Annotated in this window: 22 protein-coding genes; 11 read left to right on the top strand and 11 right to left on the bottom strand. The window is 73.8% G+C overall.

From position 1 onward, the window contains the following. Positions 1-33: 33 nt before the first annotated feature. The 6 genes from cseC to ACZ6KO_RS27920 all read right to left on the bottom strand — a co-directional run bounded on the left by cseC (position 34) and on the right by ACZ6KO_RS27920 (position 5,026). Complete coding sequence (gene cseC, locus ACZ6KO_RS27945) at positions 34-1,347, bottom strand: two-component system sensor histidine kinase CseC (protein WP_469306796.1); 1,314 nt, start codon at positions 1,345-1,347, stop codon at positions 34-36. After that, positions 1,344-2,054, bottom strand: coding sequence for a two-component system response regulator CseB (gene cseB / locus ACZ6KO_RS27940; RefSeq protein WP_469306795.1), 711 nt, complete (start codon positions 2,052-2,054; stop codon positions 1,344-1,346). Before cseB ends, cseC begins: the two co-directional genes overlap by 4 nt. 16 nt (positions 2,055-2,070) lie before the next feature. After that, entirely contained in the window at positions 2,071-2,691 is a 621-nt protein-coding gene (locus ACZ6KO_RS27935; RefSeq protein WP_469306926.1) for a hypothetical protein, read from the bottom strand. A 47-nt stretch (positions 2,692-2,738) separates the two neighbouring features. Beyond that, complete coding sequence (locus ACZ6KO_RS27930; protein ID WP_401445742.1) at positions 2,739-3,299, bottom strand: SigE family RNA polymerase sigma factor; 561 nt, start codon at positions 3,297-3,299, stop codon at positions 2,739-2,741. Positions 3,300-3,486: 187 nt separating this feature from the next. Next, positions 3,487-4,392 carry an HhH-GPD family protein gene (locus ACZ6KO_RS27925; RefSeq protein WP_469306794.1) on the bottom strand — a complete coding sequence of 302 codons (906 nt, stop codon included), beginning with the start codon at positions 4,390-4,392 and terminating at the stop codon, positions 3,487-3,489. 28 nt (positions 4,393-4,420) lie between these two features. After that, the gene (locus ACZ6KO_RS27920; protein WP_469306793.1) at positions 4,421-5,026 is read right to left on the bottom strand and encodes a phosphatase PAP2 family protein; all 606 of its coding nucleotides are present in this window, start codon (positions 5,024-5,026) and stop codon (positions 4,421-4,423) included. A 158-nt stretch (positions 5,027-5,184) separates the two neighbouring features. On the opposite strand from ACZ6KO_RS27920, the gene ACZ6KO_RS27915 reads away from it, so the two are divergent. Continuing rightward, positions 5,185-6,018 carry a hypothetical protein gene (locus ACZ6KO_RS27915; protein ID WP_469306792.1) on the top strand — a complete coding sequence of 278 codons (834 nt, stop codon included), beginning with the start codon at positions 5,185-5,187 and terminating at the stop codon, positions 6,016-6,018. A 34-nt stretch (positions 6,019-6,052) separates the two neighbouring features. Here the strand turns inward: ACZ6KO_RS27915 and disA are convergent, their stop codons facing one another. After that, positions 6,053-7,177 (bottom strand): DNA integrity scanning diadenylate cyclase DisA, encoded by a 1,125-nt coding sequence (gene disA / locus ACZ6KO_RS27910; protein ID WP_401445753.1) that lies wholly within the window; start codon positions 7,175-7,177, stop codon positions 6,053-6,055. 156 nt (positions 7,178-7,333) lie between these two features. Further along, complete coding sequence (gene radA, locus ACZ6KO_RS27905; RefSeq protein ID WP_469306791.1) at positions 7,334-8,740, bottom strand: DNA repair protein RadA; 1,407 nt, start codon at positions 8,738-8,740, stop codon at positions 7,334-7,336. 169 nt (positions 8,741-8,909) lie between these two features. On the opposite strand from radA, the gene ACZ6KO_RS27900 reads away from it, so the two are divergent. Further along, positions 8,910-10,766 (top strand): BACON domain-containing protein, encoded by a 1,857-nt coding sequence (locus ACZ6KO_RS27900; RefSeq protein ID WP_469306790.1) that lies wholly within the window; start codon positions 8,910-8,912, stop codon positions 10,764-10,766. Positions 10,767-10,769: 3 nt separating this feature from the next. Here the strand turns inward: ACZ6KO_RS27900 and ACZ6KO_RS27895 are convergent, their stop codons facing one another. After that, positions 10,770-11,543 carry a DUF3109 family protein gene (locus tag ACZ6KO_RS27895; RefSeq protein ID WP_469306925.1) on the bottom strand — a complete coding sequence of 258 codons (774 nt, stop codon included), beginning with the start codon at positions 11,541-11,543 and terminating at the stop codon, positions 10,770-10,772. Between the two features lie 187 nt (positions 11,544-11,730). Here ACZ6KO_RS27895 and ACZ6KO_RS27890 point away from each other — a divergent pair, with 187 nt between their 5' ends. The 4 genes from ACZ6KO_RS27890 to ilvD all read left to right on the top strand — a co-directional run bounded on the left by ACZ6KO_RS27890 (position 11,731) and on the right by ilvD (position 16,176). Further along, positions 11,731-12,660, top strand: a complete 930-nt coding sequence (locus ACZ6KO_RS27890) for a Ppx/GppA family phosphatase (protein WP_469306789.1) — start codon at positions 11,731-11,733, stop codon at positions 12,658-12,660. A 47-nt stretch (positions 12,661-12,707) separates the two neighbouring features. Then, positions 12,708-13,535, top strand: a complete 828-nt coding sequence (locus tag ACZ6KO_RS27885) for a sugar phosphate isomerase/epimerase family protein (protein ID WP_469306788.1) — start codon at positions 12,708-12,710, stop codon at positions 13,533-13,535. Next, positions 13,532-14,164: a TetR/AcrR family transcriptional regulator gene (locus ACZ6KO_RS27880; RefSeq protein WP_469306787.1), complete on the top strand. Its 633-nt coding sequence runs from the start codon at positions 13,532-13,534 to the stop codon at positions 14,162-14,164. The genes ACZ6KO_RS27885 and ACZ6KO_RS27880 overlap by 4 nt, the downstream gene beginning before the upstream one ends. Before the next feature lie 161 nt (positions 14,165-14,325). Next, positions 14,326-16,176, top strand: a complete 1,851-nt coding sequence (gene ilvD / locus ACZ6KO_RS27875; RefSeq protein WP_469306786.1) for a dihydroxy-acid dehydratase — start codon at positions 14,326-14,328, stop codon at positions 16,174-16,176. 443 nt (positions 16,177-16,619) lie between these two features. On the opposite strand, the gene ACZ6KO_RS27870 is transcribed toward ilvD, so the two are convergent. Then, complete coding sequence (locus ACZ6KO_RS27870; protein WP_469306785.1) at positions 16,620-18,788, bottom strand: protein kinase domain-containing protein; 2,169 nt, start codon at positions 18,786-18,788, stop codon at positions 16,620-16,622. Positions 18,789-18,894: 106 nt separating this feature from the next. Here ACZ6KO_RS27870 and ACZ6KO_RS27865 point away from each other — a divergent pair, with 106 nt between their 5' ends. From ACZ6KO_RS27865 to proC, 5 genes are all read left to right on the top strand, one after another. Then, a complete protein-coding gene (locus ACZ6KO_RS27865; RefSeq protein WP_469306784.1) occupies positions 18,895-19,227 on the top strand; it encodes an SH3 domain-containing protein in 333 nt (110 codons plus the stop codon). Positions 19,228-19,265: 38 nt separating this feature from the next. Beyond that, positions 19,266-19,844: a hypothetical protein gene (locus ACZ6KO_RS27860; RefSeq protein WP_469306783.1), complete on the top strand. Its 579-nt coding sequence runs from the start codon at positions 19,266-19,268 to the stop codon at positions 19,842-19,844. Between the two features lie 77 nt (positions 19,845-19,921). After that, positions 19,922-20,731: an ABC transporter ATP-binding protein gene (locus tag ACZ6KO_RS27855; protein ID WP_469306782.1), complete on the top strand. Its 810-nt coding sequence runs from the start codon at positions 19,922-19,924 to the stop codon at positions 20,729-20,731. Beyond that, positions 20,728-21,465 carry an ABC transporter permease gene (locus ACZ6KO_RS27850; RefSeq protein ID WP_469306781.1) on the top strand — a complete coding sequence of 246 codons (738 nt, stop codon included), beginning with the start codon at positions 20,728-20,730 and terminating at the stop codon, positions 21,463-21,465. Before ACZ6KO_RS27855 ends, ACZ6KO_RS27850 begins: the two co-directional genes overlap by 4 nt. Positions 21,466-21,562: 97 nt before the next feature. Further along, positions 21,563-22,372, top strand: coding sequence for a pyrroline-5-carboxylate reductase (gene proC, locus ACZ6KO_RS27845; protein ID WP_469306780.1), 810 nt, complete (start codon positions 21,563-21,565; stop codon positions 22,370-22,372). Positions 22,373-22,452: 80 nt separating this feature from the next. Here the strand turns inward: proC and trpS are convergent, their stop codons facing one another. Beyond that, complete coding sequence (trpS, locus tag ACZ6KO_RS27840) at positions 22,453-23,448, bottom strand: tryptophan--tRNA ligase (protein ID WP_469306779.1); 996 nt, start codon at positions 23,446-23,448, stop codon at positions 22,453-22,455. Positions 23,449-24,075 lie beyond the last annotated feature (627 nt).

The raw sequence follows: 24,075 nt of genomic DNA, 5'->3' as shown, positions 1-24,075 counted from the left end.
GCGCGGGGCCGCGCTTCCGGTCTCAGGCCGGTCTCAGCCCGGCAGCTGGACCACCGGGAAGCTGCCGGTCGCGGTCGGCGCGTGCTCCGGCAGCCACAGGACCGCCACCGCGCCCGCCGCGCGGCCCTCGCGGTCGATGCCGCCGGGCGCCGCCACGTTGCGGAACGTCAGGCGGGCGCCCAGCACCCGCGCCTGGCCCGCCGCGATCGTCAGCCCCAGGCCGTGTCCGACGCCCGCGCGGTCCGTGGAGCCCGTACGGAAGCGGCTCGGGCCCTCGCGCAGCAGCGCCTCGGGGAAGCCCGGCCCGTGGTCGCGCACGCGCACCACGCGCCCCTCCACGTCCACCTGGACCGGCGGCCTGCCGTACCGGGCGGCGTTCGCCAGCAGGTTGCCCAGGATCCGCTCCAGCCGGCGCGGGTCGGTGCTGACGATCTCGTCGGCGACGATCCGTACGGATGCCTCCGGCATCATCGAGGCGACCCGGCGGCTGACGAACTCGCCCAGCGCCACGTCCTGGAGCTCGGCCCGCTCCGACGCGCTGTCCAGCCGGGCCACCTCCAGGACGTCCTCCACCAGCACCCGCATCGCCTGCGCCCGGTCGCGCACCAGCTCCGTCGGCCGGCCCGGCGGCAGCAGCTCGGCCGCCGTCAGCAGCCCGGTCACCGGGGTCCGCAGCTCGTGCGCGATGTCGGCGGTCACCCGCCGCTCGGCCTCCAGGCGCTGCTGGAGCGCGTCGGCCATGGCGTCCACGGCGCGCGCGAGGTCGTCGGTCTCGTCGCGTACGACACCGCCCACCGCGTCCCGCACCCGCACGTCCGGATCGCCCAGCGCCACCTTCTCGGCGGCGGTGACGGCCTTGCGTAGCCGCCGCGAGATCTGCCCGCCGATGAGCACGCCGAGCGCGGAGCCGCCCAGCACCACCGCGAGCGAGCCGATCGCCAGGGCGCGGTCGAGGTCGCGCATCATGTTGGCGCTCTCGCGGAACTGGCTGTGCAGCGACAGCACCTGCCCGTTGCCCAGCGGCACGGCCGCCCAGACCTCGGGCAGCCCCTTGGGCTTGTTCTGGATGAAGGTGCCCAGCCGCCCCGAGAGGGCCTTGTCGCGCAGCTGCTGCGGCAGGTCGGGGTCGTTGAGCTTGGCGCCCATCGGCGGCTTGCGGCCGGCCTCGGCGTTGCGGGCGATGTACTTGACCCGCTCCAGCTGGGTGTCGCGCTGGCTCTCCAGCATCGACGTGCGGGCAGCGCTGTGCACCACCAGGCTCAGCGCGAGCGTGATGAGGGCGCCCACGGCGGCGATGGCGATCGTGATCTTCCAGCGGATTCCCGTGCGCAGGGTGAACCGCTTCATGCCTTGAGCTTGTATCCGAAGCCCCGGACCGTCTCGATGCGGTCCTGTCCGATCTTCGTGCGCAGCCGCTGGACGTGGACGTCCACGACCCGGGTGTCGCCGCCCCAGTCGTAGTCCCACACGCGTTCCAGCAGCCGGTCGCGGGAGAGGACGGTGCCCGGCGCGGAGGAGAACTCCAGCAGCAGCCGCATCTCGGTCGGGGTCAGGGCCACCGGGACACCGCCCTTGCGGACCTCCATGCCCTCGGTGTCGACCTCCAGGTCGCCGAAGGAGAGCACACCGCGCTCGGCGGCCGGCTCCTCGCCGCCGCCGTTCGCCCCGCCGTTCGGGCCGCCCGCGTGGCCGAAGCGGCGCAGCACCGCGCGGATCCGGGCCACCAGCACGGAGCCGTCGAACGGCTTGGTGACGTAGTCGTCGGCGCCCGCCTCCAGGCCGAGGACCACGTCGATGGAGTCGGCCCGCGCCGACAGCATGATCACGGGCACGGTCGACTCGTCACGGATGCGGCGGCACAGGCTCACCCCGTCCATGCCCGGCACCATCACGTCGAGCAGGGCGATGTCCGGCCGGTTCGCGCGGAACGACTCCAGGCCCGACAGGCCGTCGGGCATCGCGGTGACGACGAACCCGTCGCGCTCCAGCGCCAGGGTCGTGGCCTCGCGGATGACGTCGTCGTCCTCCACGAACAGGACATGGGTCTCGGCCATGCGGGAAGCCTCGCCTCTAGTTCTTGTCCGACGTGGCCGGGGCGGGCTGGGCCCCGCCGTCGACCACGTTGCTGTACTCCGTGTGCACCCGGTCGTGCTCGATGAACTTCTCACCGTTCCAGCGGTACGTGATCACGTCCTCGCCGGAGGGGTAGGCGAGCGCGTCGGTCTTCGCGTACACGGGCTTGGTGACGACCAGGTCCCCCCGGTCGATCTCCGCGTAGACCGGCGGCTGCTCGTCCGAGAACACATTCTCGTACTTCCCGCCGTCCGCGCGGTACACGTACGACCCCAGCCCGACGGCATCGGAGCAGGACAGCACGTTGACGATCACGTCCACCGCGGGACTGCCGGTGACCTTCCCGTAGCTGACGTCGACCGGGTACTCCTTGCCCGTGCAGGGCTTCAGGTCCCGCTTGACCGCCTGGCTGACCTTGGGGTCGGCCTTGACCAGCGCCACGGGGTCGACCTTCTTCAGCCCCGGGGTGGACGGCGACGCCGTGCCGGCCGGGGCCGTCGTGGCCTTGGCGACCGGGTCGGTCCGGGCCGGCCCGCCGTCGCGCAGCCCGGTGCCGCCGTCGGAGCACCCCACCACAAACAGCACTGTGCCGGTGAGGACGACCGTCCCCGCCGACATCAGTACCAGCGAACCTCTCCTGCCGCCCTTGCCGTCGCTCAGGCCCCTCAGGCCGCGCACCGCTCCCGCCCCTCGTACCGCAGCGTGTGGTCACCGCGCTCCAGCGCCCGCATGTCCAGGTCGCGGCTCTCCAGCTCCTGCCGGAGCCGGGCCAGTGCCCGGTGCAGAGTGCTCTTCACGGTTCCCGCCGACATTCCGAGCGCCGCGGCCGTCTCCTCGGTGCTCATCTGCTCCCAGTGTCGCAGCACGACCACACTGCGCTGCTTGGGCGCGAGGACCTTGAGGATGTCCATCAGCAGCGCGCGGTCGGCGCGCTGCTCGCTGCCGTCCTCGACGCTGGCGTCGGGCAGCTGCTCGGTGGGGACCTCTTCGAGCTTGCGGGCACGCCACCACTCGGTACGGGTGTTGATCATGACCCGGCGGAGGTAGGCGTCGGCCAGGGACTTGTCGGCGATGCCGTCCCAGCGGCCGTAGGTGCGCACCAGCGCGGTCTGCAGGAGGTCCTGCGCGTCCGTCGGGTCCGGCACGAGACGACGGGCACTGCGCAGCAGGGCGTCCTGCCGGGTGCGTACGTACTCTTCGAACTCGAGTACCTCGCCGTGCGCCATCTCAGACCGCCTCCGCTTCCGTCCAACCGCTCACGCCTGGGCTTTACGGATCCGAAGGTACGGAGGGGTTGTCACGAGGCTGTGCGAGCCAGACCTCGAAGGACGCACGGACATCCATAGGTTGTGTAACAGCGGCCGTGAGCTGCGGTTTCTCCGCCGTAAACGGAATCTTGACGTCAGTTTGCGATCAGCTCATCGGCAGCCGGTACATCGCCCCGTCGAGCGGCTCCACGAGCCCGTCGGCCACCAGCCCGTCCAGCGCCCGGGCCCGCTGCACCGGCTCGTCCCACACCGCGTCGAGCAGCGCCTGCGGAACCGGGCCGGCCGCGTCCCGCAGGACCGCCAGCAGCTTCCCGCGCACCTGCCGGTCCGTCCCCGCGTAACTCTGCCCGCGCCGGGCCGGCCCCTCGTGCGCCGGCTTGCCCGCCAGCCGCCACGCGCACAGCCCCGCGACCGGGCAGCGCCCGCACCCGGGGTTCTTCGCGGTGCACACCAGCGCGCCCAGCTCCATCGAGGCCGCCGCCCAGCGCGCCGCGGTGTCCTCGTCCTGCGGCAGCAGCGCGCGGGCCAGGCGCCGCTCGGCGGCGGTGGTGGCGTTCGGCGGGTACTCCACCCCGGTGGCCGTCCGGGCGAACACCCGGCGCACGTTGGTGTCGAGCACCGCGTGCCGCTGTCCGTACGCGAAGGAGGCCACGGCCGCGGCCGTGTACTCGCCGATCCCGGGCAGCGCCAGCAGCTGCGCGTGCTCCCGGGGTACGTCGCCCCCGTGCCGTTCCGTTATCGCCACCGCCGCGCCGTGCAGCCGCAGCGCCCGGCGCGGATAGCCCAGCCGGCCCCAGGCCCGGACGGCCTCGCCGGGGGCCTCGGCGGCCAGGTCGGCGGGCCGGGGCCAGCGGGCCAGCCACTGCTCGTAGACCGGCAGCACCCGGTTCACGGGGGTCTGCTGGAGCATGAACTCGCTGACCATGACCCCCCACGGGCCCGCCTCGGGGCGGCGCCAGGGCAGATCGCGGGCGTGCTGGTCGAACCAGGCGATGACGGGGGAGTGCAGCGCGCGGGCGCTGTCGGCGGTGACAGAGGCAGATGCAGTCATGGCAGACGCATCCTGGCACGAATCGCCCCTACCGCGTGGGGCCCGGCCCGGTGAGCCAGAGCGCCGGCCGGACACCGCTGCGGCGTACGGCGGTGATCGTCGCGGTCGCCGCACCGGTGAGCGCGAGCGTGGCGAGCACCGCCACCGAGCCGCCCAGCAGCAGGCCCATCGCCACGTCGTGCGGGTAGTGCACGCCGAGGAACACCCGGGAGAAGGCCATCAGCAGCGCCATCGGGACGGTGAGCAGCCCCAGCCGCGGCACGGCCAGCGCGAGCGCGACCGCGGCGGCGCCGGCGATCGCGGAGTGGTTGCTGGGGAAGGACCAGTCGCCGTACGGGGGACAGGGGACCAGGGAGGCGGCCGCGCCGGCCACCGCCCGGCAGGGGCGCTCCTCGTCGACCGTCGACTTGACGAGCTCGGAGACGACGTACGCGACGGCCGTGACGAGGGGGGCCAGGACCGCGACGGCCGCCGTCCGCGCGTCGCGGCCGCGCGCCCGCCACCAGACGGCGAGGAAGAGCACCCCGAAGAGCAGGATCCCGGCCGTCGTCCACACCTCGACGGCGGCCTGCAGCCAGGCGGGCGCGGAACGGGCGAAGTCGGTGATGTCACGATAGAGGCCGGAGCTGTCCATGCTCACCGACAGTACTCAAAGCCGATCATATGGAGGACCGGGTGGTGGCCGGTTCCCGCCGTCCGGCGTCCCTCCGCAGGATGATCATCGGCAGAACTCGTGACCTGCGCGGCATGGGGGGCACGGATCGGGGCGCGGACTCTCGTACAGTTCCCTCCGTGGGATCTCTGCGCAATCCGGTCGGGCCGCTCCCCTCCTCCATCTACTGGCGACGGAGGGCAGTGCTGGCGTCCGTCGTCGCGCTCCTCGCGCTGCTCGCCGTATGGACGATCACTTCCGGCGGTGGCAGGACCACGGCCAACGGCAAGGGCCAGGCCGGTCCCCGCCCGGCCTCCTCGATCACCCCCGGCGCCCCCGGCGGCGGGCCGGCGATCACTCAGGCGCCCGGCGGGCGCGACGAGTCGGGCGCGGGCGGCGCGGCCGCCGGCACGGGCCCGGGCGCCGGCGGTACGGACGCCGGGGCGGGCGCGAGCGGTGGCAGCGGCGGCAGCAGTGGCAAGAACGGCGATTCCGGCGGCGCCGCAGCCGGCGGTGCCGGCACGGGCGGTTCCGGTACGGCGGCGCAGGTCCCCGCGGACTCGCCGCTGCCGACGTGCGCTTCCACGGCCGTCCAGTGGGAGGTCAGGAGCGTCAAGAACGAGTACGAGGCGGGCGAACGTCCCCGGCTCGAACTCGTGGCGCGCAACATCACCGGCTCCACCTGCAAGGTCGATCTCGGCCCGAAGCAGGCCGTGCTGACCATCCTTCAGGCCGGCAGCGGCAAGGCGGTCTGGTCCTCCGCGGACTGCCCGGCCGGCGCCGGGAACGTCTTCTACCGGGTGCCGGCGCAGGGCGAGACGGCCCAGTCGCTGGAATGGGACCGCAAGTTCAGCGCGGCCGGCCAGTGCCAGACGCCGCCGGCGGGCAGCGCGTCCCCGGACACCTACGTGGTCGAGGTCAAGGCCCCGGGCCTGCCGGTGGCCCGTACGTCCTTCGTCCTGAAGCCGGAGTGACGCCCCCGGCCCGTCCCGGGTCGGACGAGACGGACTAGACGTACCGCTCCAGGATCGAGGACTCGGCCAGCCGGGACAGGCCCTCGCGTACGCTGCGGGCCCGGGCCTCACCGACGCCGTCCACGGTCTGGAGGTCGTCCACGCTGGCGGCGAGCAGCTTCTGCAGGCCGCCGAAGTGCTCGACCAGCCGCTCGATGATCGCGCCGGGCAGCCGCGGCACCTTCGCCAGCAGCCGGTAGCCGCGCGGCGAGACCGCCGAGTCGAGGGTCTCGGGCGAGCCCGTGTACCCCAGCGCGCGGGCCACGATCGGCAGCTCCAGCAGCTCCGCGTGGGTGAGCGAGTCCAGCTCGGCGAGGGCCTCGTCGACGGTGCGGGAACGCTTCGCCGTCGGCTCCGGCACGTAGTCGCGGATGACGAGCTCGCGCTCCTGCTCGATCCCGACGGTCAGCTCGTCCAGCTGCAGGGACAGCAGACGGCCGTCGGTCCCGAGCTCCACCACGTACTCGGCGATCTCGGTGGCGATCCGGCGGACCATTTCCAGCCGCTGCGCGACGGCGGTGACGTCGCGCACCGTGACCAGGTCCTCGATCTCCAGCGCGGACAGCGTGCCGGCGACCTCGTCCAGGCGGAGCTTGTACCGCTCCAGGGTCGCCAGTGCCTGGTTGGCGCGGGACAGGATCGCGCCGGACTCCTCCAGCACGCGGCGCTCGCCGTCGACGTAGAGCGCGATGAGCCGCATCGACTGGGACACGGACACGACCGGGAACCCGCACTGCTTGGAGACGCGGTCCGCGGTCCGGTGCCGGGTGCCGGTCTCCTCGGTCGGGATCGACGCGTCGGGCACCAGCTGGACGCCGGCCCGCAGGATCTTGGTGAGGTCCTTGTCGAGGATCAGCGCGCCGTCGAGCTTGCACAGCTCGCGCAGCCGGGTCGCCGTGAACTCGACATCCAGGACGAATCCACCGGTGCACATCGCCTCGACGGTCTTGTCCATGCCGAGGACGATGAGCCCGCCGGTGTTGCCGCGGACGATCCGCTCCAGGCCGTCGCGCAGGGGCTGACCGGGCGCGACGGCGGTCAGCGAAGCGCGCATCAACGCCTCGTGCTTGGAGCTCGCGCCGGACTTTCCGGGTGCTGCTGCCCCGTCCTTGGCTGCCACTGCACTCCTCCGGTCGCGGGTTGCGCCGCCCGGCCACGGCCGGGCGGACCAGCCCAAAGTCTACCGGCGCCCACTACACCCCCGCCGGACCTTACGGCAGCCCCGGCCTCCGCCCGGGCCCGACCGGGGCGGTGTGACCCGGCGGGCCGGCCCGGGTCAGCCCTCGGCGCTCGGCTTCGAGGGGCGCCGCGACCGCGGCAGGACCCGCAGCGCGTCCCCCATGTCCGCGACCTCCAGCACCTTCATGCCCGGTGGGACCTTGCCCGGATCCCCCGGCACCAGCGCGTGCGTGAACCCCAGCCGGTGCGCCTCCGCCAGCCGCCGCTGGACCCCGGTCACCCGCCGGACCTCGCCCGCCAGCCCGACCTCCCCGATCGCCACCAGGTTCTTCGGCAGCGGCGTGTCCGACGCCGCCGACGCCAGCGCCAGCGCGATCGCGAGGTCGGCCGCCGGCTCCGACAGCTTCACCCCGCCCACCGTGGCGCTGTAGATGTCCCGCTTGCCCAGCGCGCTGATCCGCCCCCGCTGCTCCAGCACGGCCAGCATCATCGACACCCGGGACGTCTCCAGCCCGGACGTCGTCCGCCGCGGCGAGGGGATCTGCGAGTCCACGGTCAGCGCCTGGACCTCCGCGACCAGCGGCCGGCGCCCCTCCAGCGTCACCGTCAGGCACGTCCCCGGCACCGGCTCCGCCCGCCGCGTCAGGAACAGCCCGCTCGGGTCGGCCAGCCCCGTGATGCCCTCGTCGTGCAGCTCGAAGCAGCCGACCTCGTCCGTCGCGCCGTACCGGTTCTTCACGCCCCGCACCAGCCGCAGCCGCGCGTGCCGGTCCCCCTCGAAGTGCAGGACCACGTCCACCAGGTGCTCCAGCAGCCGGGGGCCGGCGATCGCGCCGTCCTTGGTGACGTGGCCGACCAGCAGCGTCGACATGCCCCGTTCCTTCGACGCCCGGATCAGCGCGCCCGCGACCTCGCGGACCTGTGCCATGCCGCCCGGCGCGCCGTCGATCTCCGGCGAGGCCACCGTCTGCACGGAGTCCATGATCAGCAGCGACGGCTTGACCGCGTCCAGGTGACCCAGCACCGCCGACAGGTCCGTCTCCGCCGCCAGGTACAGGTGGTCGCTGAGCGCGTTGATCCGGTCCGCCCGCAGCCGCACCTGGCTCGCGGACTCCTCGCCCGTCACGTACAGGGTCCGGTGCTGCTCGCTCGCCGCCTTGGCCGCCACGTCCAGCAGCAGCGTCGACTTGCCCACGCCCGGCTCGCCGGCCAGCAGGACCACCGCGCCCGGCACCAGGCCGCCGCCCAGCACCCGGTCCAACTCGTCGACCCCGGTCGAACGGGCCGTGGCCTGCCGGCCGTCCACCTGGGCGATCGGCACCGCGGCCGAGGAGACCCGCCCGGCGGCCGTGGTCCGCACGGCGGGCGTGCCCTGCTCCTCCACCGTCCCCCAGGCCTGGCACTCGGGGCAGCGCCCGAGCCACTTGGCGGTCGTCCAGCCGCACTCGGAGCAGCGGTAGGACGGCCGGTCCTTGGCGGATGAGCGAGATGTACGGGCAGCCATGCGCCCCACGGTAGCCGCCGGGTCCGACACCGCCGCACCGGCGCCGGGGACCGCCGGACCGGCGCCGCGTCAGGGCGGCTGTCCCCTTTCGGGCGATCTGTTCACCCGTAAGGATTAAAACCGCGTAAGGCTTCCGGGCTGTCACCGGCGCGCCGCCTACCGTCGCCGGGTGAGCAGCAGCGACCAGCTACACCCCACGTCGCGCACCGGCGCACACCGGGCGCACGGGCGCACGCCCCCCGCAGGGGAGCAGCCGCCCCCCTTTCGGCACGAGCCGTACCTGGACGGCCTGTTCACGTACTGCTTGTCGGTGCTGTGCGACCACGACGCCGCCACCGACGTGCTCGGCGAGGTCCTGGCCGTCGCCGAGCGCCATCCGGGGCGATGTCCCGACGAGGCCGACCGCCGGGCCTGGCTCTACGCGCTCTGCCGCTGGGCCTGTCTGCACAGGCTCGCCGCGCAGCGGCACGGCAGGGGCGCACACGCCGAACGGCGTACGCCGGTGCGCGCGAGCGCACGCCGTGCACCGGCCGGTGCGCCCCCCACCGCCCCCGGCTCCGACACGGCCGACGCCCCCGCGACCGACCCCGGCCTCGGCCGCGACGCCCGCGACGCCCGCGACGCCCGCGACGCCCGCGACGCCCGCGACGCCCGCGACGCCCGCGACGCCCGCGAGGACCGTGACGCCCGCGACCTGCTGGACGTGTCCGCGTACCGCCGCACCGAGCTGGCCCGGCTCGCCTGGCCCGAGGCCGCCGGCACCACCCCCGAGCAGCGCGAGGCCCTCGAACTCGCGGTCCGCCACCGCCTCGCCGTCTCCGAACTGGCCGCCGTCCTCGGCACCCCGCCCGCCACCGCCCGCGAGCTGCTGGCCGGCGCCGCCTGCGAGGTCGAGCGCACCCGCACCGCCCTCGCCGTCGTCGAGACCGGCAGCTGCCCCGCCGTCTCCCGGCTGGCCGGCGACAGCCGGCTGCTGCTGTCCACCACCCTGCGCGCCGAGCTGGTCCGCCACGTCGACGACTGCCCGCGCTGCCGCCGCCTGGCCGAACGCGTCGGCGCCTGCGCGCCGTGGCCCGGCTCCGGCGGCCTCGACACCACCGCGCTGCCGCTGGTCGCGGCCCCCCGCACCGCCGTACACGCCGCGATGCAGAGCCCGTCCCGCCCCCGTACCCGGCGCGCCCGGCCGCGCTTCGACCGCACCGGTTTCCCCATGGACCCCCGTGACCGCGCGGCCCGCCGCGACCGGCTCCGGGCCCGCGCCGTCACCACGACGGTCGTCGCCACCGTGGTCGCCGCGCCCGTCCTGGCGCTGTGGGCGGCGTACCGGGGCGCCCCCGGCACCGGCGAACCGACCGCCTCCGGCAGCGCCCGGATCTCCGCGAGCGACTCCGAGCTCCCCTCGGACCGCCCCGACGACGGCCGCCCGTTCACCGCGTACGAGAACGCCGGCAACACCGCCCGTACCGGCACCCAGCCGCCCTTCACCGCCGACGCCCGCACCCCCGGCATCTCCGTCGAGGTGATCAGCACTGGCGCCCTGACCGCCCCGCCGTCGCCCCCCGGTCCGCCCGGCCCGGCGCCCGGCCGGCTCACCGTGGACGCGGTCCCGCACGGCGGCGCCACCTACCTCACCCTGAAGGCCTCCGGTGGCGCGCCCGTCGACTGGCACCTGTGGTCGGACGCCCCCTGGCTGCGCGCCAGCCGGACCTCGGGCCGCCTGGCCCCCGGAGAATCGGTCACCGTCACGATCACGGTCGACGCCGCCACCGCACCGGCCGGCCCCTGGAAAGCCCACGTCGGGGTGGACCCGGCGGGCGCGGTCGTCGCCATCCAGGGCCGGGGCCGCGGCCGCCCCGCGCCGACCCCGCCCGACCCGACGCCCACGCCGACCCCGCCGGAACCGACACCGACCCCCACGCCCACGCCGACACCGACCCCCACGCCGGCCCCGTCGGACAGCCCGGCGCCCTCCCCGCCGGCGTCCCCGTCCGAGCCGCCCCCGGCGGGCGGGCCGGACACGCCGTGAGGCTCAGGGCGCCGGGTCCGCCGGATGCGGCGCCATCGGCAGCAGCGACGCCAGCCGGGCCTCGCACAGCTCGACCAGGGCGTCGTACCCCTTCTTGCCCATCAGCTCGGTCAGCTCCGCCCGGTACGAGACGTACACCGGGTCGCCCGCGCCGTGCGCCGACGTCGCCGACGTGCACCACCAGTGCAGGTCGTGGCCGCCCGGACCCCAGCCGCGCCGGTCGTACTCGCCGATCGACACCTGGAGCACGCGCGTGTCGTCGGGCCGGTCGATCCAGTCGTACGTCCGGCGGATCGGCAGCTGCCAGCAGACGTCCGGCTTGGTCTCCAGCGGCTCCTGCCCGCTCCTGAGCGCCAGGATGTGCAGGGAGCAGCCGGCCCCGGCCGGGAAGCCGGGCCGGTTGAGGAAGATGCAGGCGCCGTCCCAGCGGCGGGTCTGCTTCTCCCCGTCGTCGTCGAACTGCGTCCACCCGGTCTCGCTGCCGACGTCGTGGAACTGCCACAGCTCCGGCGTCAGCCGGGCCACGTGCCCGGCCACGCGCTTCTCGTCGTCCTCGTCGGAGAAGTGCGCGCCGAGCGTGCAGCAGCCGTCGGAGGCGCGGCCCGCCTGGATGCCCTGGCAGCCGCTGCCGAAGATGCAGGTCCAGCGGGAGGTCAGCCAGGTCAGGTCGCAGCGGAAGATCTGCTCGTCGTCGGCGGGATCGGGGAACTCCACCCAGGCACGGGGAAAGTCCAGCCCCTTCTCGTCCTTGTCCCGGCCCTTGCCCTTGCCCTTCACGACGGACTTGGCCCTGGACTTGGCAGCCTTGCCCTCGGCGGCCTTGCCCTGGGCGGACTTGCCCTCGGCGGCCTTGCCCTTGGACTTGCCGGGGTCGTTCGTCTTGGCCTTCTTGGTCTGTGGCACAAACCAAGCGTAAGCGCCCCTCGGGTCACCCCTCCGCGTTCGTGCCAGTAGCGTTTCGCCTATGAGACTCGGTGTCCTCGATGTGGGTTCGAACACGATCCATCTGCTGGTGGTCGACGCGCACCCCGGCGCGCGCCCGCAGCCCGCGCACTCGCACAAGGTGGAACTGCGCCTGGCGGAGCTGCTCAATGAGCAGGGCGCGGTCAGCGAGCAGGGGGTCCAGCGACTCGTCTCGGTCATCTCCGACGCCGTACAGGCCGCCGAGGACAAGGGCTGCGAGGACGTCCTGCCGTTCGCGACGTCGGCGGTACGGGAGGCCACCAACGCGGACGAGGTCCTGGCGCGGGTCCGCGCCGAGACCGGCGTCGACCTCCAGGTGCTCAGCGGCGAGGACGAGGCCCGGCTGACGTTCCTGGCCGTACGCCGCTGGTTCGGCTGGTCGGCGGGCAAGCTCCTGGTCCTCGACATCGGCGGGGGCTCGCTGGAGATCGCGTACGGCATCGACGAGGACCCGGACGCCGCGGTCTCCCTCCCGCTGGGCGCCGGCCGGCTGACGGCGGGCTGGCTGCCGGGCGACCCGCCGGAGGCGGCCGACGTACGGGCGCTGCGGCGCCACGTGCGCGCCCAGATCGCGCGCGCGGTCGGCGAGATCAGCCGGCTGGGGGCGCCGGACCACGTGGTGGCGACCTCGAAGACGTTCAAGCAGCTGGCGCGGATCGCCGGCGCGGCGGGCTCGGCGGCGGGCCCGTACGTCCAGCGCGACCTGACCCGCAAGTCCCTGGAGGAGTGGGTCCCCCGGCTGGCGGCCATGACCGCCGCCCAGCGGGCCGCCCTCCCCGGGGTCTCGGAGGGCCGCTCGGGACAGCTCCTGGCGGGCGCGCTCGTGGCCGAGGGCGCGATGGACCTCTTCGGCGTCGACGACCTGGAGATCTGCCCCTGGGCGCTGCGCGAGGGCGTCATCCTCCGCCGCCTGGACCACCTGCCGAGCTGACCGGACCGGGCCGTACCGGGAAACGGCCTGGCCCTTACCCTTAGGCCGTGGCAGATCCAGTGGTGCGCATCCCCGACGCGAAAGTCGCCCTCTCCACCGCCTCCGTCTATCCGGAGTCCACGGCGACGGCCTTCGAGATCGCCGCGCGCCTCGGCTACGACGGTGTCGAGGTGATGGTCTGGACGGACCCCGTCAGCCAGGACGTCGAGGCCCTGCGGCGGCTGTCGGACCACCACCAGGTGCCGATCCTCGCCATCCACGCCCCCTGCCTGCTGATCACCCAGCGCGTCTGGTCCACCGACCCGTGGACCAAGCTCCAGCGCGCGCAGGCCGCCGCCGAGCGGCTCGGCGCGTCCACGGTGGTCGTGCACCCGCCGTTCCGCTGGCAGCGCCAGTACAGCCGCGAGTTCGTCCGCGGCATCTGGCGGATGGCCGACGAGACCGACGTACGGTTCGCCGTCGAGAACATGTACCCCTGGCGCTACCGCGACCGCGAGATGCTCGCCTACGCGCCCGAATGGGACGTCACCAAGGACGACTACCGCCACTTCACGGTCGACCTCTCCCACACCGCCACCGCCCGCACCGACGCCACCGCCATGGTCGACCGGATGGGCGAGCGGCTCGCACACGTCCACCTCGCCGACGGCAACGGCTCCAACAAGGACGAGCACCTCGTCCCCGGCCGCGGCACCCAGCCCTGCGCCGAGCTGCTGGAACGGCTCGCCCGCACCGGCTTCGACGGCCACGTCGTCATCGAGGTCAACACCCGCCGCGCCATGTCGTCGGCCGAGCGCGAGGCCGACCTTGCCGAGGCGCTCGCCTTCACCCGGCTGCACCTGGCCAGCCGCTCCCGGCAGGTGCCGCGCCCGTGACCGCGCCCGAGGCCCCCAAGCGCCCCCGCCCCCGCCGCGGCCCCGGGCGCCCGCCGCGCGACGCCGCCGAGGAGGGACCCGGCACGCAGGAGCGCATCCTGCTCGCCGCCCGCGCCGAGTTCTCCGCGCGCGGCTACGACAAGACCTCCGTACGCGGCGTCGCCAAGGCCGCCGGCGTGGACCCGGCCCTGGTCCACCACTACTACGGTTCCAAGGACGACCTCTTCGCCGCCGCCATCGAGGTCAGCCTGGAGCCCGCCCTGGTCGTCCCGGCCATCCTGGGCGCCGGCCCCGACGGCATCGGCGAGCGCCTGGCCCGCTACTTCCTGGGCATCTGGGAGAACCCGGTCACCCGCGCCCCGCTGCTCGCCGTCATCCGCTCCGCCCTCACCCACGAGGCCGCGGCGAAGGTGCTGCGCACCCTGATCCTGCGCAAGGTCCTGGAGCGGGTCGCGGCCGAGCTCAAGGTCCCCGACCCCACCTTCCGCGCCGAGCTCGCCGCCTCGCACATGATCGGCATCGCGATCCTGCGGTACGTCGTCCAGGTCGAGCCCATGGCGTCCGCGGACCCGGAGGAGATCGTCGCCCTGGTGGCCCCGACCCTCCAGCGCTACCTGACGGCGCCGTGACGCGCCCCCGAATGGAACCCCGCGGGCGGGCCCCCCGCCCCCACGGACCTCCGCCCACGGAATGACCACGCCGTCCCGTCATCCGGACAACCTGTCCGCATCCCGATAACCAGGCGTAGCCTCGTACTGAGCCTTATCCGCACTCATGGGGAGTAGACCCGATGCCCGAGCTGAGGTCCCGCACTGTCACCCACGGCCGCAACATGGCGGGCGCGCGCGCCCTGATGCGCGCCTCGGGCGTAGCGAGCGAGGACATCGGCAAGCCGATCATCGCGGTCGCCAACTCCTTCACCGAGTTCGTGCCCGGTCACACCCACCTCGCCCCGGTCGGCCGGATCGTCTCCGACGCCATCCGCGCGGCGGGCGCCGTCCCGCGCGAGTTCAACACCATCGCGGTCGACGACGGCATCGCCATGGGCCACGCGGGCATGCTGTACTCCCTGCCCTCCCGCGACCTGATCGCGGACTCGGTCGAGTACATGGTCGAGGCCCACTGCGCCGACGCCCTGATCTGCATCTCCAACTGCGACAAGATCACCCCGGGTATGCTGATGGCCGCGATGCGCCTGAACATCCCGGTCGTCTTCGTCTCCGGCGGCCCGATGGAGGCCGGCCAGGCCACCCTCGTCGACGGCACCGTCCGCAAGCTCGACCTGATCGACGCCATGGTCGACGCCTCCAACGAGAACGTCTCCGACGAGGACGTCCTGCGCATCGAGGAGAACGCCTGCCCCACCTGCGGCTCGTGTTCGGGCATGTTCACCGCCAACTCGATGAACTGCCTCGCCGAGGCCATCGGCCTGGCCCTGCCCGGCAACGGTTCCGTCCTCGCGACCCACACCGCCCGCCGCGCCCTGTACGAGGACGCGGGCCGCACGGTCGTCGAGATCACCAAGCGCTACTACGAGCAGGACGACGCGTCCGTCCTGCCCCGCAACATCGCCACCCGCCAGGCCTTCGAGAACGCGATGGCCCTGGACATCGCCATGGGCGGCTCCACGAACACGATCCTCCACCTGCTGGCCGCCGCCCAGGAAGCCGGCCTGGACTACGACCTCAAGGACATCGACGAGGTCTCGCGCCGGGTCCCGTGCCTGGCCAAGGTCGCGCCGAACGTCGCCCCCGGCGGCACGTACTACATGGAGGACGTGCACCGCGCCGGCGGCATCCCGGCGATCCTCGGCGAGCTGCACCGCGGCGGCCTCCTGAACAAGGACGTCACCACGGTCCACTCGGCGAACCTGGAGGACTGGCTGGCGACGTGGGACGCCCGCAGCGGCACGGCCTCGGCGGAGGCCATGGAACTGTGGCACGCGGCCCCCGGCTGCAAGCGCTCGGCGACCGCCTTCTCGCAGTCCGAGCGCTGGGAGTCCCTCGACCTCGACGCCGCGGGCGGCTGCATCCGCTCGGTGGAGCACGCGTACAGCAAGGACGGCGGCCTCGCGGTCCTGCGCGGCAACCTCGCCGAGGACGGCTGCGTCGTGAAGACGGCCGGTGTCGACGAGTCGATCTGGACCTTCGAGGGCCCGGCGGTCGTCTGCGAGTCGCAGGACGAGGCGGTCGAGAAGATCCTCACCAAGCAGGTCCAGCCCGGTGACGTGGTCGTCATCCGCTACGAGGGCCCGCGCGGCGGTCCCGGCATGCAGGAGATGCTCTACCCGACGTCCTTCCTCAAGGGCCGAGGCCTGGGCAAGGTCTGCGCCCTGGTCACGGACGGCCGCTTCTCCGGCGGCACGTCGGGCCTGTCCATCGGCCACGCCTCGCCCGAGGCGGCGTCGGGCGGCACGATCGCCCTGGTCGAGGACGGCGACCGGATCCGCATCGACATCCCGAACCGCTCGATCGAACTCCTCGTCCCGGACGAGACCCTGGCGGCCCGCCGCGAGGCGCTGGGCGGCGCGTACGCCCCGAAGACCCGCACCCGCCAGGTCTCGGCGGCCCTGCGCGCGTACGCGGCGATGGCGACAAGCGCCGACAAGGGCGCAGTCCGCGACGTCTCACTCCTCCCATAAGGTCCGCCTCAATCGCCGGCGGGGCTGGATCGGTGCGCCTCAATCGCCGGCGGGGCTCAAAGAACGGGGGCTCCGCCCCCGGACCCCCATACGTGCGCTCCGCGCCCGTGCGCTCAAACGCCGCGCGGGCTGGAGTTGCCGCTCTGCGGCCGCCAGGCCCCCTTTCCCAGCCTCGCCGGCGTTTGAGGCGCCGGGGTGCGGGGGCGGAGCCCCCGAAACCTGCCCCGCTGGGCAACCATCAGCGCCGCCGGGCCCCCTTTCCAGCCTCGCCGGCGTTTGAGGCGCGGGGTCCGGGGCGGAGCCCCGAAACCCGGCTCACCGGGCAACCATCAGGGCCGTCGGGCACCTCTCCCAGCCCCGCCGGCGTTTGAGGCGCGGGGGCGTGGGGGGCGGAGCCCCCGGTCAGCCAGCCTCGCCGGCGATTGAGGCGCGGGCACCCGGCGTCACCACCCGCCCGGGTCGGCCTCAGGGGCCGCGAAGACCGAGCCGTCCGGCGCCGTGGCGAAGACGTACCCCGCGGCCACCACCGGCGCGGCCAGCGTCGCGGCGTACGTATGCGCCCCCGCCGCCATCCGCGCCTCCGTCCCGCCCACCAGCCGCCGCGTCGCGGTGTCCACCGCCAGCAGCCGCCCGTCCGCCCCCGTCAGGTAGACGCGACCGTTGCCCGCCACCGGTAGCGACGCCACCGCGACCCCCGTCTCCAGCCGCCACTCCTCCCGCTCGGGCCCCACCGCCACCAGCGATCCGCTGGTCCCGAACGCGTAGACCACCCCGTTCGACCCCACGCTCGCCCCCGCCTGCAGCAGCGGCGTCGACAGCCGCGTCACCCGCACCGCCCGCGTCGCCAGCTCCACGCGCACCACGGCCACCGCCATCGACCGTACGTCGGTCTCCAACAGGTACAGCGCCCCCTGCGCCACCCCGATCGGCTCCGCCTGCCCCGGGGTCCGCGTCAGCTCCCGCACCGTGCCCCCGCCCGCCGCGTCCACCTGCGCCACCTGCGTCGAGGACCCGTCGGCGGCCGGCGTCGCGACGTACAGCGAGCCGTCGCGCTCGCTGCGCCAGACCGACCCCACCCCGCCGATCCGCTTCGTCCACGCCTGCGTGCCCGTCGCCGCGTCCAGCGCGCTGACGCCGCCGTCCCCGCCGACCACCAGCACCCGCTGCGCGGCCGGTACGACCCGGGCCCCCTGCGCCAGCTTCCGCTGCCAGCGTTCCGCGCCCGTCGCCGGGTCCAGCGCCTGGAGCAGCCCGCTGTTGGCCGCCACCACCAGGACCAGCCCCCCGGCGTACTGCGGGGCGCCGCCCGCCGCCGTACGGGACGACCCCGCCGCCGGCGCCGGCACCGACCACTTCACCGCACCGTTCCCCGGGTCCAGGCGGGCGGCGGCCACGGACGGCCCCGAGCAGTACAGCGCCGCGTCCTGCCAGGAACACGCCGCCGCCTGGTTGCCCTGGGGCTGCGCAGCGCCGAGCCGTACCGCCCACGGCAGGAGCGGCGGCGCGGGCTGCCCGACCGTCCGGCCCCCGGAACGCCGGGGCGCGTCGTCCTCCGACGCCAGCGCCCCCGCCCCCACCGCCACCCCGCCGGCGGCGAGGACGGCCGCGACGGGGCCCGCCACCCATGCCCACCGACGCCGTCGCCGCGGCGACGGCGGCGACGGCGGAACGTCCTGCGCGTCCACACCCGGCCGCTCCCGCCGGTGCGTGACCTCCCCCTCCGCCGCACCACCGGCCCCCACGGGCCGCCTCGGCTGCGGTATGAACGCCTGCGTCTCCTCCGACGTCGGGTACGCCACCGCCCGCATGGCCGTGATCAGCTGGTCGGCGCTCGGCCGCCGCGTCGGGTCCTTCGCCAGGCAGCGCGTGACGATCGCCGCCAGCTGCGGCGGCAGCCCCGTCAGATCGGGCTCGTGGTGCACCACCTGGTACGCCACCAGGTACGGGCTGTCCGAATCGAACGGCCCCCGCCCCGTCGCCGCGTGCACCAGCACCGCACCCAGCGCGAACACGTCCGCCGCCGGCCCCACCTCGCGCGGCCGCTGGAACTGCTCCGGCGCCATGAACGGCGGCGTCCCGATCAGCTTCCCCGTCTCGGTCCGCAGATCGCTGTCGTACGGCCGCGAGATCCCGAAGTCGATCACCTTCGCACCGTCGGCCGCCATCAGCACGTTGCTCGGCTTGAGGTCCCGGTGCACCACGCCGGCCCGGTGGATGTCCCGCAGCGCCTCCGCGAGCCCGGCCCCCAGCCGCCCGACCTCGGCCGGTTCCAGCACCCGCTCCCGCACCCGTTCGGCGAGCGTCGGCCCGTCGATGAACAGCGTCGCCATCCACGGCCGCTCGGCATCGGGATCGGCGTCCACGACCGGCGCCGTGAACGCCCCGCTCACCAGCCGGGCCGCGGCGATCTCCTGGCGGAACCGGGCCCGGAACTCGGGGTCGACCGCGTGCTCCGCGTGCACGATCTTCACGGCGAGTTTCAGCCCCGACGCGGAGGTGGCCAGGTGGACCACGCCCATGCCGCCGGAGCCGAGCACGGACTCCAGCCGGTACTGCCCGGCGTACTCCGGGACTCCCGCGTACTCGCCGTACTCCCCGCGCCGCGCCTGCATCGCGTACCACCCCCGCGCGAGCCTAGACGATCGCACCTGCGGAGCCACAAGGTCCTGCTACCCTGCGCGAGTTGCGGAGCGTAATGCCCAGGGGGGGAGATTTCGTATGTCCGTGGAGAACGAGACCGGCCAGGCGGCCGGCGGGGCAGAGGGCCTGTCCGAGGCGCAGGCCCTGTCCGTCGCGTCCGGCTACCCGTCGTTCCCGGTCGCGCCCGGCTACCGCGTGAACGTGCGCAGCGGCCCCGGCACCGGCTACTCGATCATCAAGGTGCTGCCGTACGGCGCCGTCGTGACCATCCGCTGCCAGTGCGAGGGCACCACCGTTTCCGGCCCCTACGGCACGACCGACATCTGGGACTGCATAGGCAACGGCCAGTTCATCTCCGACGCCTACGTCCAGACCGGCACCGACGGCTACGTCACCAACCGCTGCGCCTGAGCCCGGCCGCCGCCCCGGCGGGAGGGATAATCGCTGACGTGAGCGACGACCAGCGAGACCAGACCCCCGCCGAGGCGGCCCAGGACCCGGCCCAGGACCCGGCCCGGACCCCGTCCGCGCGCCCGGCCGCGTCGGCGAACCCGCCCGCCGGCCCGCAGCCCGAGCCGCTCCGCTTCTACGGCACCACCTGGGTCGACCACGACGGCGGCTACCACCTGCGCCGCGCCGGCCTCGCCGTCGGCTCCCTCCTCGGCGCCTTCTCCGCCGCCTACCTGCTCCGCTTCGCCTACGAAGGCATGGAGATCGGCAAGGTCGGCAGCTTCCTCAGCATCTCGGTCGTCGTCCTCTTCGCCGTCTGCAGCGCCATCGCCTTCATCAAGACCTGGGAGTCCTACAGCCGCCGCCCGGCTCCCTCCTCCGACGAGGCCTCCCTCAAGGGCCTGAAGGCCATCGGTTTCATCGGCTCCCTCATCGCGTACTTCCTGCGCACCCTCTCCGAGGCCCCGGGCGAGAAGCTCCACCGCACCGAGTACGAGCGCGCCGTCGCCGAGTACGCCCGCCGCCGCAGCGCCCGTACCGGGAACCCGGCCGCCCGCCGCCCCAAGCGCAAGAAGTAGTCCCGGCACCCGGGCAGAAGTAGTCCCGGCCTCCCGACGGTTGACGCCCCGGCACAGCCAGGAGCATTATTCATCACATGATGAATAACCCTCCGGAGGCTGCCTCGACCGCCGCCCCACCCGCCGTCCACGCCCACGCCCTCACCGTCCGGCGCGGCACCGGCCGCACCCCCCGCACCGTCCTCCACGGCATCGGCTTCGACGTCCCCCGCGGCCGCATCACCGGCCTCCTCGGCCCCTCCGGCTGCGGCAAGTCCACCCTCATGCGCGCCGTCGTCGGCACCCAGGCCCACGTCACCGGCACCCTCGACGTCCTCGGCCACCCCGCCGGCCACCCCGCCCTGCGCTCCCGCATCGGCTACGTCACCCAGGCACCGTCCGTGTACGACGACCTCACCGTGCGGCAGAACCTCGACTACTTCGCCGCCGTCCTCGACCCTGGCCGCGCCGCCGCCGACCGCCGCCACCAGGCCGTCACCCGCGCCATCGCCGACGTCGACCTCACCAGCCACACCACCGTCCTCGCCGGCAACCTCTCCGGCGGCCAGCGCAGCCGCGTCTCCCTCGCCGTCGCCCTGCTCGGCACCCCCGAGCTCCTCGTCCTCGACGAACCCACCGTCGGCCTCGACCCCGTCCTGCGCCGCGACCTGTGGAACCTCTTCCACGACATCGCCGCCACCCGCGGCGCCACGATCCTCGTCTCCTCCCACGTCATGGACGAGGCCGAGCGCTGCCACGACCTGCTCCTCATGCGCGAGGGCCGCATCCTCGCCCAGGACACCCCCGACGCCCTGCGCACCCGCACCCACTCCGCCACCGTCGAAGAGGGCTTCCTCCACCTCGTCGACGAGGCCAACGCCCTCGCCGCCCAGGAGCAGCCCCGATGAACGCCGCCCGCACCACCGCCACCGCCGCCCGCGTCCTGCGCCAGCTGCGCCACGACCCGCGCTCCATCGCCCTGATGCTGCTGGTCCCCGTCCTGATGCTGACGCTCCTGCGCTACGTCTTCGACGGCAGCCCGCGCACCTTCGACCAGATCGGCGCGTCCCTCCTCGGGATCTTCCCCCTCATCACGATGTTCCTGATCACCTCCATAGCCACCCTGCGCGAACGCACCTCCGGCACCCTCGAACGCCTCCTCGCCATGCCGCTGGGCAAGGGCGACCTCATCGCCGGCTACGCCCTCGCCTTCGGCACCATGGCCGTCATCCAGTCCCTCCTCGCCACCGGCACCGCCCTCTGGCTCCTGGGCCTCGACGTCGTCGGCTCCCCCTGGCTGCTCCTGCTCGTCGCCCTCCTCGACGCCCTGCTCGGCACCGCCCTGGGCCTCTTCGTCTCCGCCTTCGCCGCCAGCGAGTTCCAGGCCGTCCAGTTCATGCCGGCCGTGATCTTCCCCCAGCTGCTGCTCTGCGGGCTCTTCGCCGCCCGCGACACCATGCAGCCCGCCCTCGAAGCCCTCTCGAACGTCCTGCCGATGTCGTACGCCGTCGACGGCATGACCCAGGTCCTCACCCACACCGACATGACCGCCGAGTTCGTCCGCGACGCCGTCGTCGTCGCCGCCTGCGCCCTGCTCGTCCTCGCCCTCGGCGCGGCCACCCTCCGCCGCCGCACCCCCTGACCGGACCTGACCGCACTCCGGACACGCCCGCCCCGCTCCCCGCCCGGGTGCAAGGATGAGGAGGGAGTACACGTATCCCAGGCGAGGTGAATCGGGCATGACCCAGACAGTCGCGGTCCTCGGAACCGGCAAGATCGGCGAGGCGCTCCTCAGCGGCATGATCCGCGGCGGCTGGCCCGCCTCGAAGCTGCTGGTCACCGCCCGCCGCCCGGAACGCGCCGAGGAGCTCCGCACCCGCTACGGCGTCGAGGCCGTCAGCAACGCCGAGGCCGCCAAGCGCGCGGACACCCTCATCCTCACGGTCAAGCCGCAGGACATGGGCACCCTGCTCGACGAGCTCGCCCCGCACGTGCCCGCCGGCCGCCTGGTCATCAGCGGCGCCGCCGGTATCCCCACGTCCTTCTTCGAGGAACGGCTCGCCCCCGGCACCCCCGTCGTCCGCGTCATGACGAACACGCCCGCCCTCGTCGACGAGGCCATGTCCGTCATCTCCGCCGGCAGCCACGCCACCGCCGAGCACCTCCGCCACACCGAGGAGATCTTCGGCGGCGTCGGCAAGACCCTGCGCGTTCCCGAGTCCCAGCAGGACGCCGCCACCGCCCTCTCCGGCTCGGGCCCCGCGTACTTCTACTTCCTCGTCGAAGCCATGACCGACGCCGGCATCCTCCTTGGCCTGCCCCGCGCCCAGGCCCACGACCTCATCGTCCAGGCCGCCATCGGCGCCGCCGTCATGCTCCGCGACAGCGGCGAACACCCGGTCAAGCTCCGCGAGGCCGTCACCTCCCCGGCCGGTACGACGATCAACGCCATCGTCGAGCTGGAGCGCCACGGCGTACGGGCGGCCCTGATCGCCGCCCTCGAAGCCGCCCGCGACCGCAGCCGCGAGCTGGCCTCCGGCAACAGCTGAGCGAAGGCGAACGGGGCCCGGAATCGCCACGCCGGGCCCCGCCCTCTCCCCGAGACGACGAACCCTCAGGGGACGAGCCTTCAGGGGGCGAGCAGCCCGATGGCCTCGTACGCCCGGTCCACGACCGGCCGCGCGATCGCCCGCGCCCGCTCGGCCCCCGCCCGCAGCACCGCGTCCACCGCCGCCGGATCGGCCGCCAGCTCCGCGTGCCGCTGCCGTACCGGCCGCAGCGTTTCCACCACGGCCTCGGCGACGTCCCGCTTCAGCTGCCCGTAGCCGCTGTACCCGCCGGCCAGCACTGCCGGGTCCCCGCCCGTGCAGGCGGCCAGGATGTCCAGCAGGTTCGCCGCCCCGGGCCGGTCCTCCCTCTCGTACACGACCCCGCCCTCGTTGTCGGTGACCGCGCGCATCACCTTCCTGGTGATGACCTCCGGCTCGTCGAGCAGGTAGACGATTCCGGACCCCACGGCCTCGGACTTCCCCATCTTCGACGTCGGCTGCTGGAGGTCCATGACCCGCGCGGCCACCGCCGGCGTCGTCGCGCGCGGCACGGTGAACGTGTATCCGTACCGCTGGTTGAACCGGACCGCCAGGTCCCGCGTCAGCTCCACGTGCTGGCGCTGGTCCTCGCCCACCGGCACCTCCTCGGTCCCGTACGCGAGGATGTCCGCCGCCATCAGCACGGGATAGGTGAGCAGCGACAGCCGCACCCCTTCCCCGGCCGCCTGGGCCTTCGCCGCCTTCTCCTTGTACTGGATCATGCGCCGCAGCTCGCCGTCCGCGGCCGTGCACTCCAGCACGTAGGCCAGCCGGGTGTGCTCGTCGACGTGGCTCTGCACGAAGAGCGTGCAGACCCGCGGATCCAGCCCGGTGGCCAGCAGCAGGGTCGCCGCCTGCCGGCTCAGCCGCCGTACGCGCGCGGGATCGTGCTCGACGGTCAGCGCGTGCAGGTCGACAACGCAGAACAGCGCCTCGTCCGGCCGCTGCTCGGTGGCGACCCACTGCCGCACGGCGCCCAGGTAGTTGCCCAGCGTCAGGTGCCCGGACGGCTTGATCCCGCTGAAGATCCTCGTCATCTCTGTCTCTACTCCCTGTGGTGTCGTCGCCACCGCTGCCGGCGGCCGACTGCCCGGGGGGGGCAGAAACAAGAACGGCCGCCGAGGCGGCGGCCGTGGAGCGCATGCGTGCGCGCGTGGGGGTGGGCCGCCGTCAGGCGGCCCACCAGCGAAGGCTGGGCGTGAGCGCATGCGTAGTCATGGGAGCCAGGCTAGCGGGTCAGCCCGGGGTTGACACGGACTTCCGCGATCCGTAAGGTTCTTCGAGTTGTCCGACGTGAGCGCCGACTCCGGTCGGTCCCCGGACAGCCATTCCGCAACACTCATTCGAACGAACGACGCACTGTGTCGTCTCGTTTTCATGCGTATTTGCGAATGAGGAATCCGTGTCCGAGTGACACTCCGGCCGATTAGGACGGGGGCAAGGAATCCGCTAAGGTCTCACTCGTCGCAAGGGCCAAACGGCCCGGAAGGCAAACCCGCTGACTGGGAGTCAGGCCCGAAAGGATCTGATAGAGTCGGAAACGCCGGAAAGGGAAACGCGAGAGCGAGGACCTGGAAAGCACCGAGGAAATCGGATCGGAAAGATCTGATAGAGTCGGAAACGCAAGAACGAAGGAAGCGCCCGGAGGAAAGCCCGCGAGGGTC

The organism is Streptomyces sp. NPDC042102, assembly GCF_055582305.1.
The sequence above is the reverse complement of the archived record's forward strand: the minus strand, read 5'-3'. Positions and strand labels throughout refer to the sequence as shown.

Excerpts from the sequence above, each read along its gene's own strand:
- cseC (WP_469306796.1), bottom strand. The coding sequence starts at position 1,347 with ATGAAGCGGTTCACCCTGCGCACGGGAATCCGCTGGAAGATCACGATC.
- cseB (WP_469306795.1), bottom strand. The coding sequence starts at position 2,054 with ATGGCCGAGACCCATGTCCTGTTCGTGGAGGACGACGACGTCATCCGC.
- ACZ6KO_RS27935 (WP_469306926.1), bottom strand. The coding sequence starts at position 2,691 with ATGTCGGCGGGGACGGTCGTCCTCACCGGCACAGTGCTGTTTGTGGTG.
- ACZ6KO_RS27930 (WP_401445742.1), bottom strand. The coding sequence starts at position 3,299 with ATGGCGCACGGCGAGGTACTCGAGTTCGAAGAGTACGTACGCACCCGG.
- ACZ6KO_RS27925 (WP_469306794.1), bottom strand. The coding sequence starts at position 4,392 with ATGACTGCATCTGCCTCTGTCACCGCCGACAGCGCCCGCGCGCTGCAC.
- ACZ6KO_RS27920 (WP_469306793.1), bottom strand. The coding sequence starts at position 5,026 with ATGGACAGCTCCGGCCTCTATCGTGACATCACCGACTTCGCCCGTTCC.
- radA (WP_469306791.1), bottom strand. The coding sequence starts at position 8,740 with ATGGCTGCCCGTACATCTCGCTCATCCGCCAAGGACCGGCCGTCCTAC.
- ACZ6KO_RS27890 (WP_469306789.1), top strand. The coding sequence starts at position 11,731 with ATGAGACTCGGTGTCCTCGATGTGGGTTCGAACACGATCCATCTGCTG.
- ilvD (WP_469306786.1), top strand. The coding sequence starts at position 14,326 with ATGCCCGAGCTGAGGTCCCGCACTGTCACCCACGGCCGCAACATGGCG.
- ACZ6KO_RS27870 (WP_469306785.1), bottom strand. The coding sequence starts at position 18,788 with ATGCAGGCGCGGCGCGGGGAGTACGGCGAGTACGCGGGAGTCCCGGAG.
- ACZ6KO_RS27865 (WP_469306784.1), top strand. The coding sequence starts at position 18,895 with ATGTCCGTGGAGAACGAGACCGGCCAGGCGGCCGGCGGGGCAGAGGGC.
- ACZ6KO_RS27855 (WP_469306782.1), top strand. The coding sequence starts at position 19,922 with ATGATGAATAACCCTCCGGAGGCTGCCTCGACCGCCGCCCCACCCGCC.
- ACZ6KO_RS27850 (WP_469306781.1), top strand. The coding sequence starts at position 20,728 with ATGAACGCCGCCCGCACCACCGCCACCGCCGCCCGCGTCCTGCGCCAG.
- proC (WP_469306780.1), top strand. The coding sequence starts at position 21,563 with ATGACCCAGACAGTCGCGGTCCTCGGAACCGGCAAGATCGGCGAGGCG.
- trpS (WP_469306779.1), bottom strand. The coding sequence starts at position 23,448 with ATGACGAGGATCTTCAGCGGGATCAAGCCGTCCGGGCACCTGACGCTG.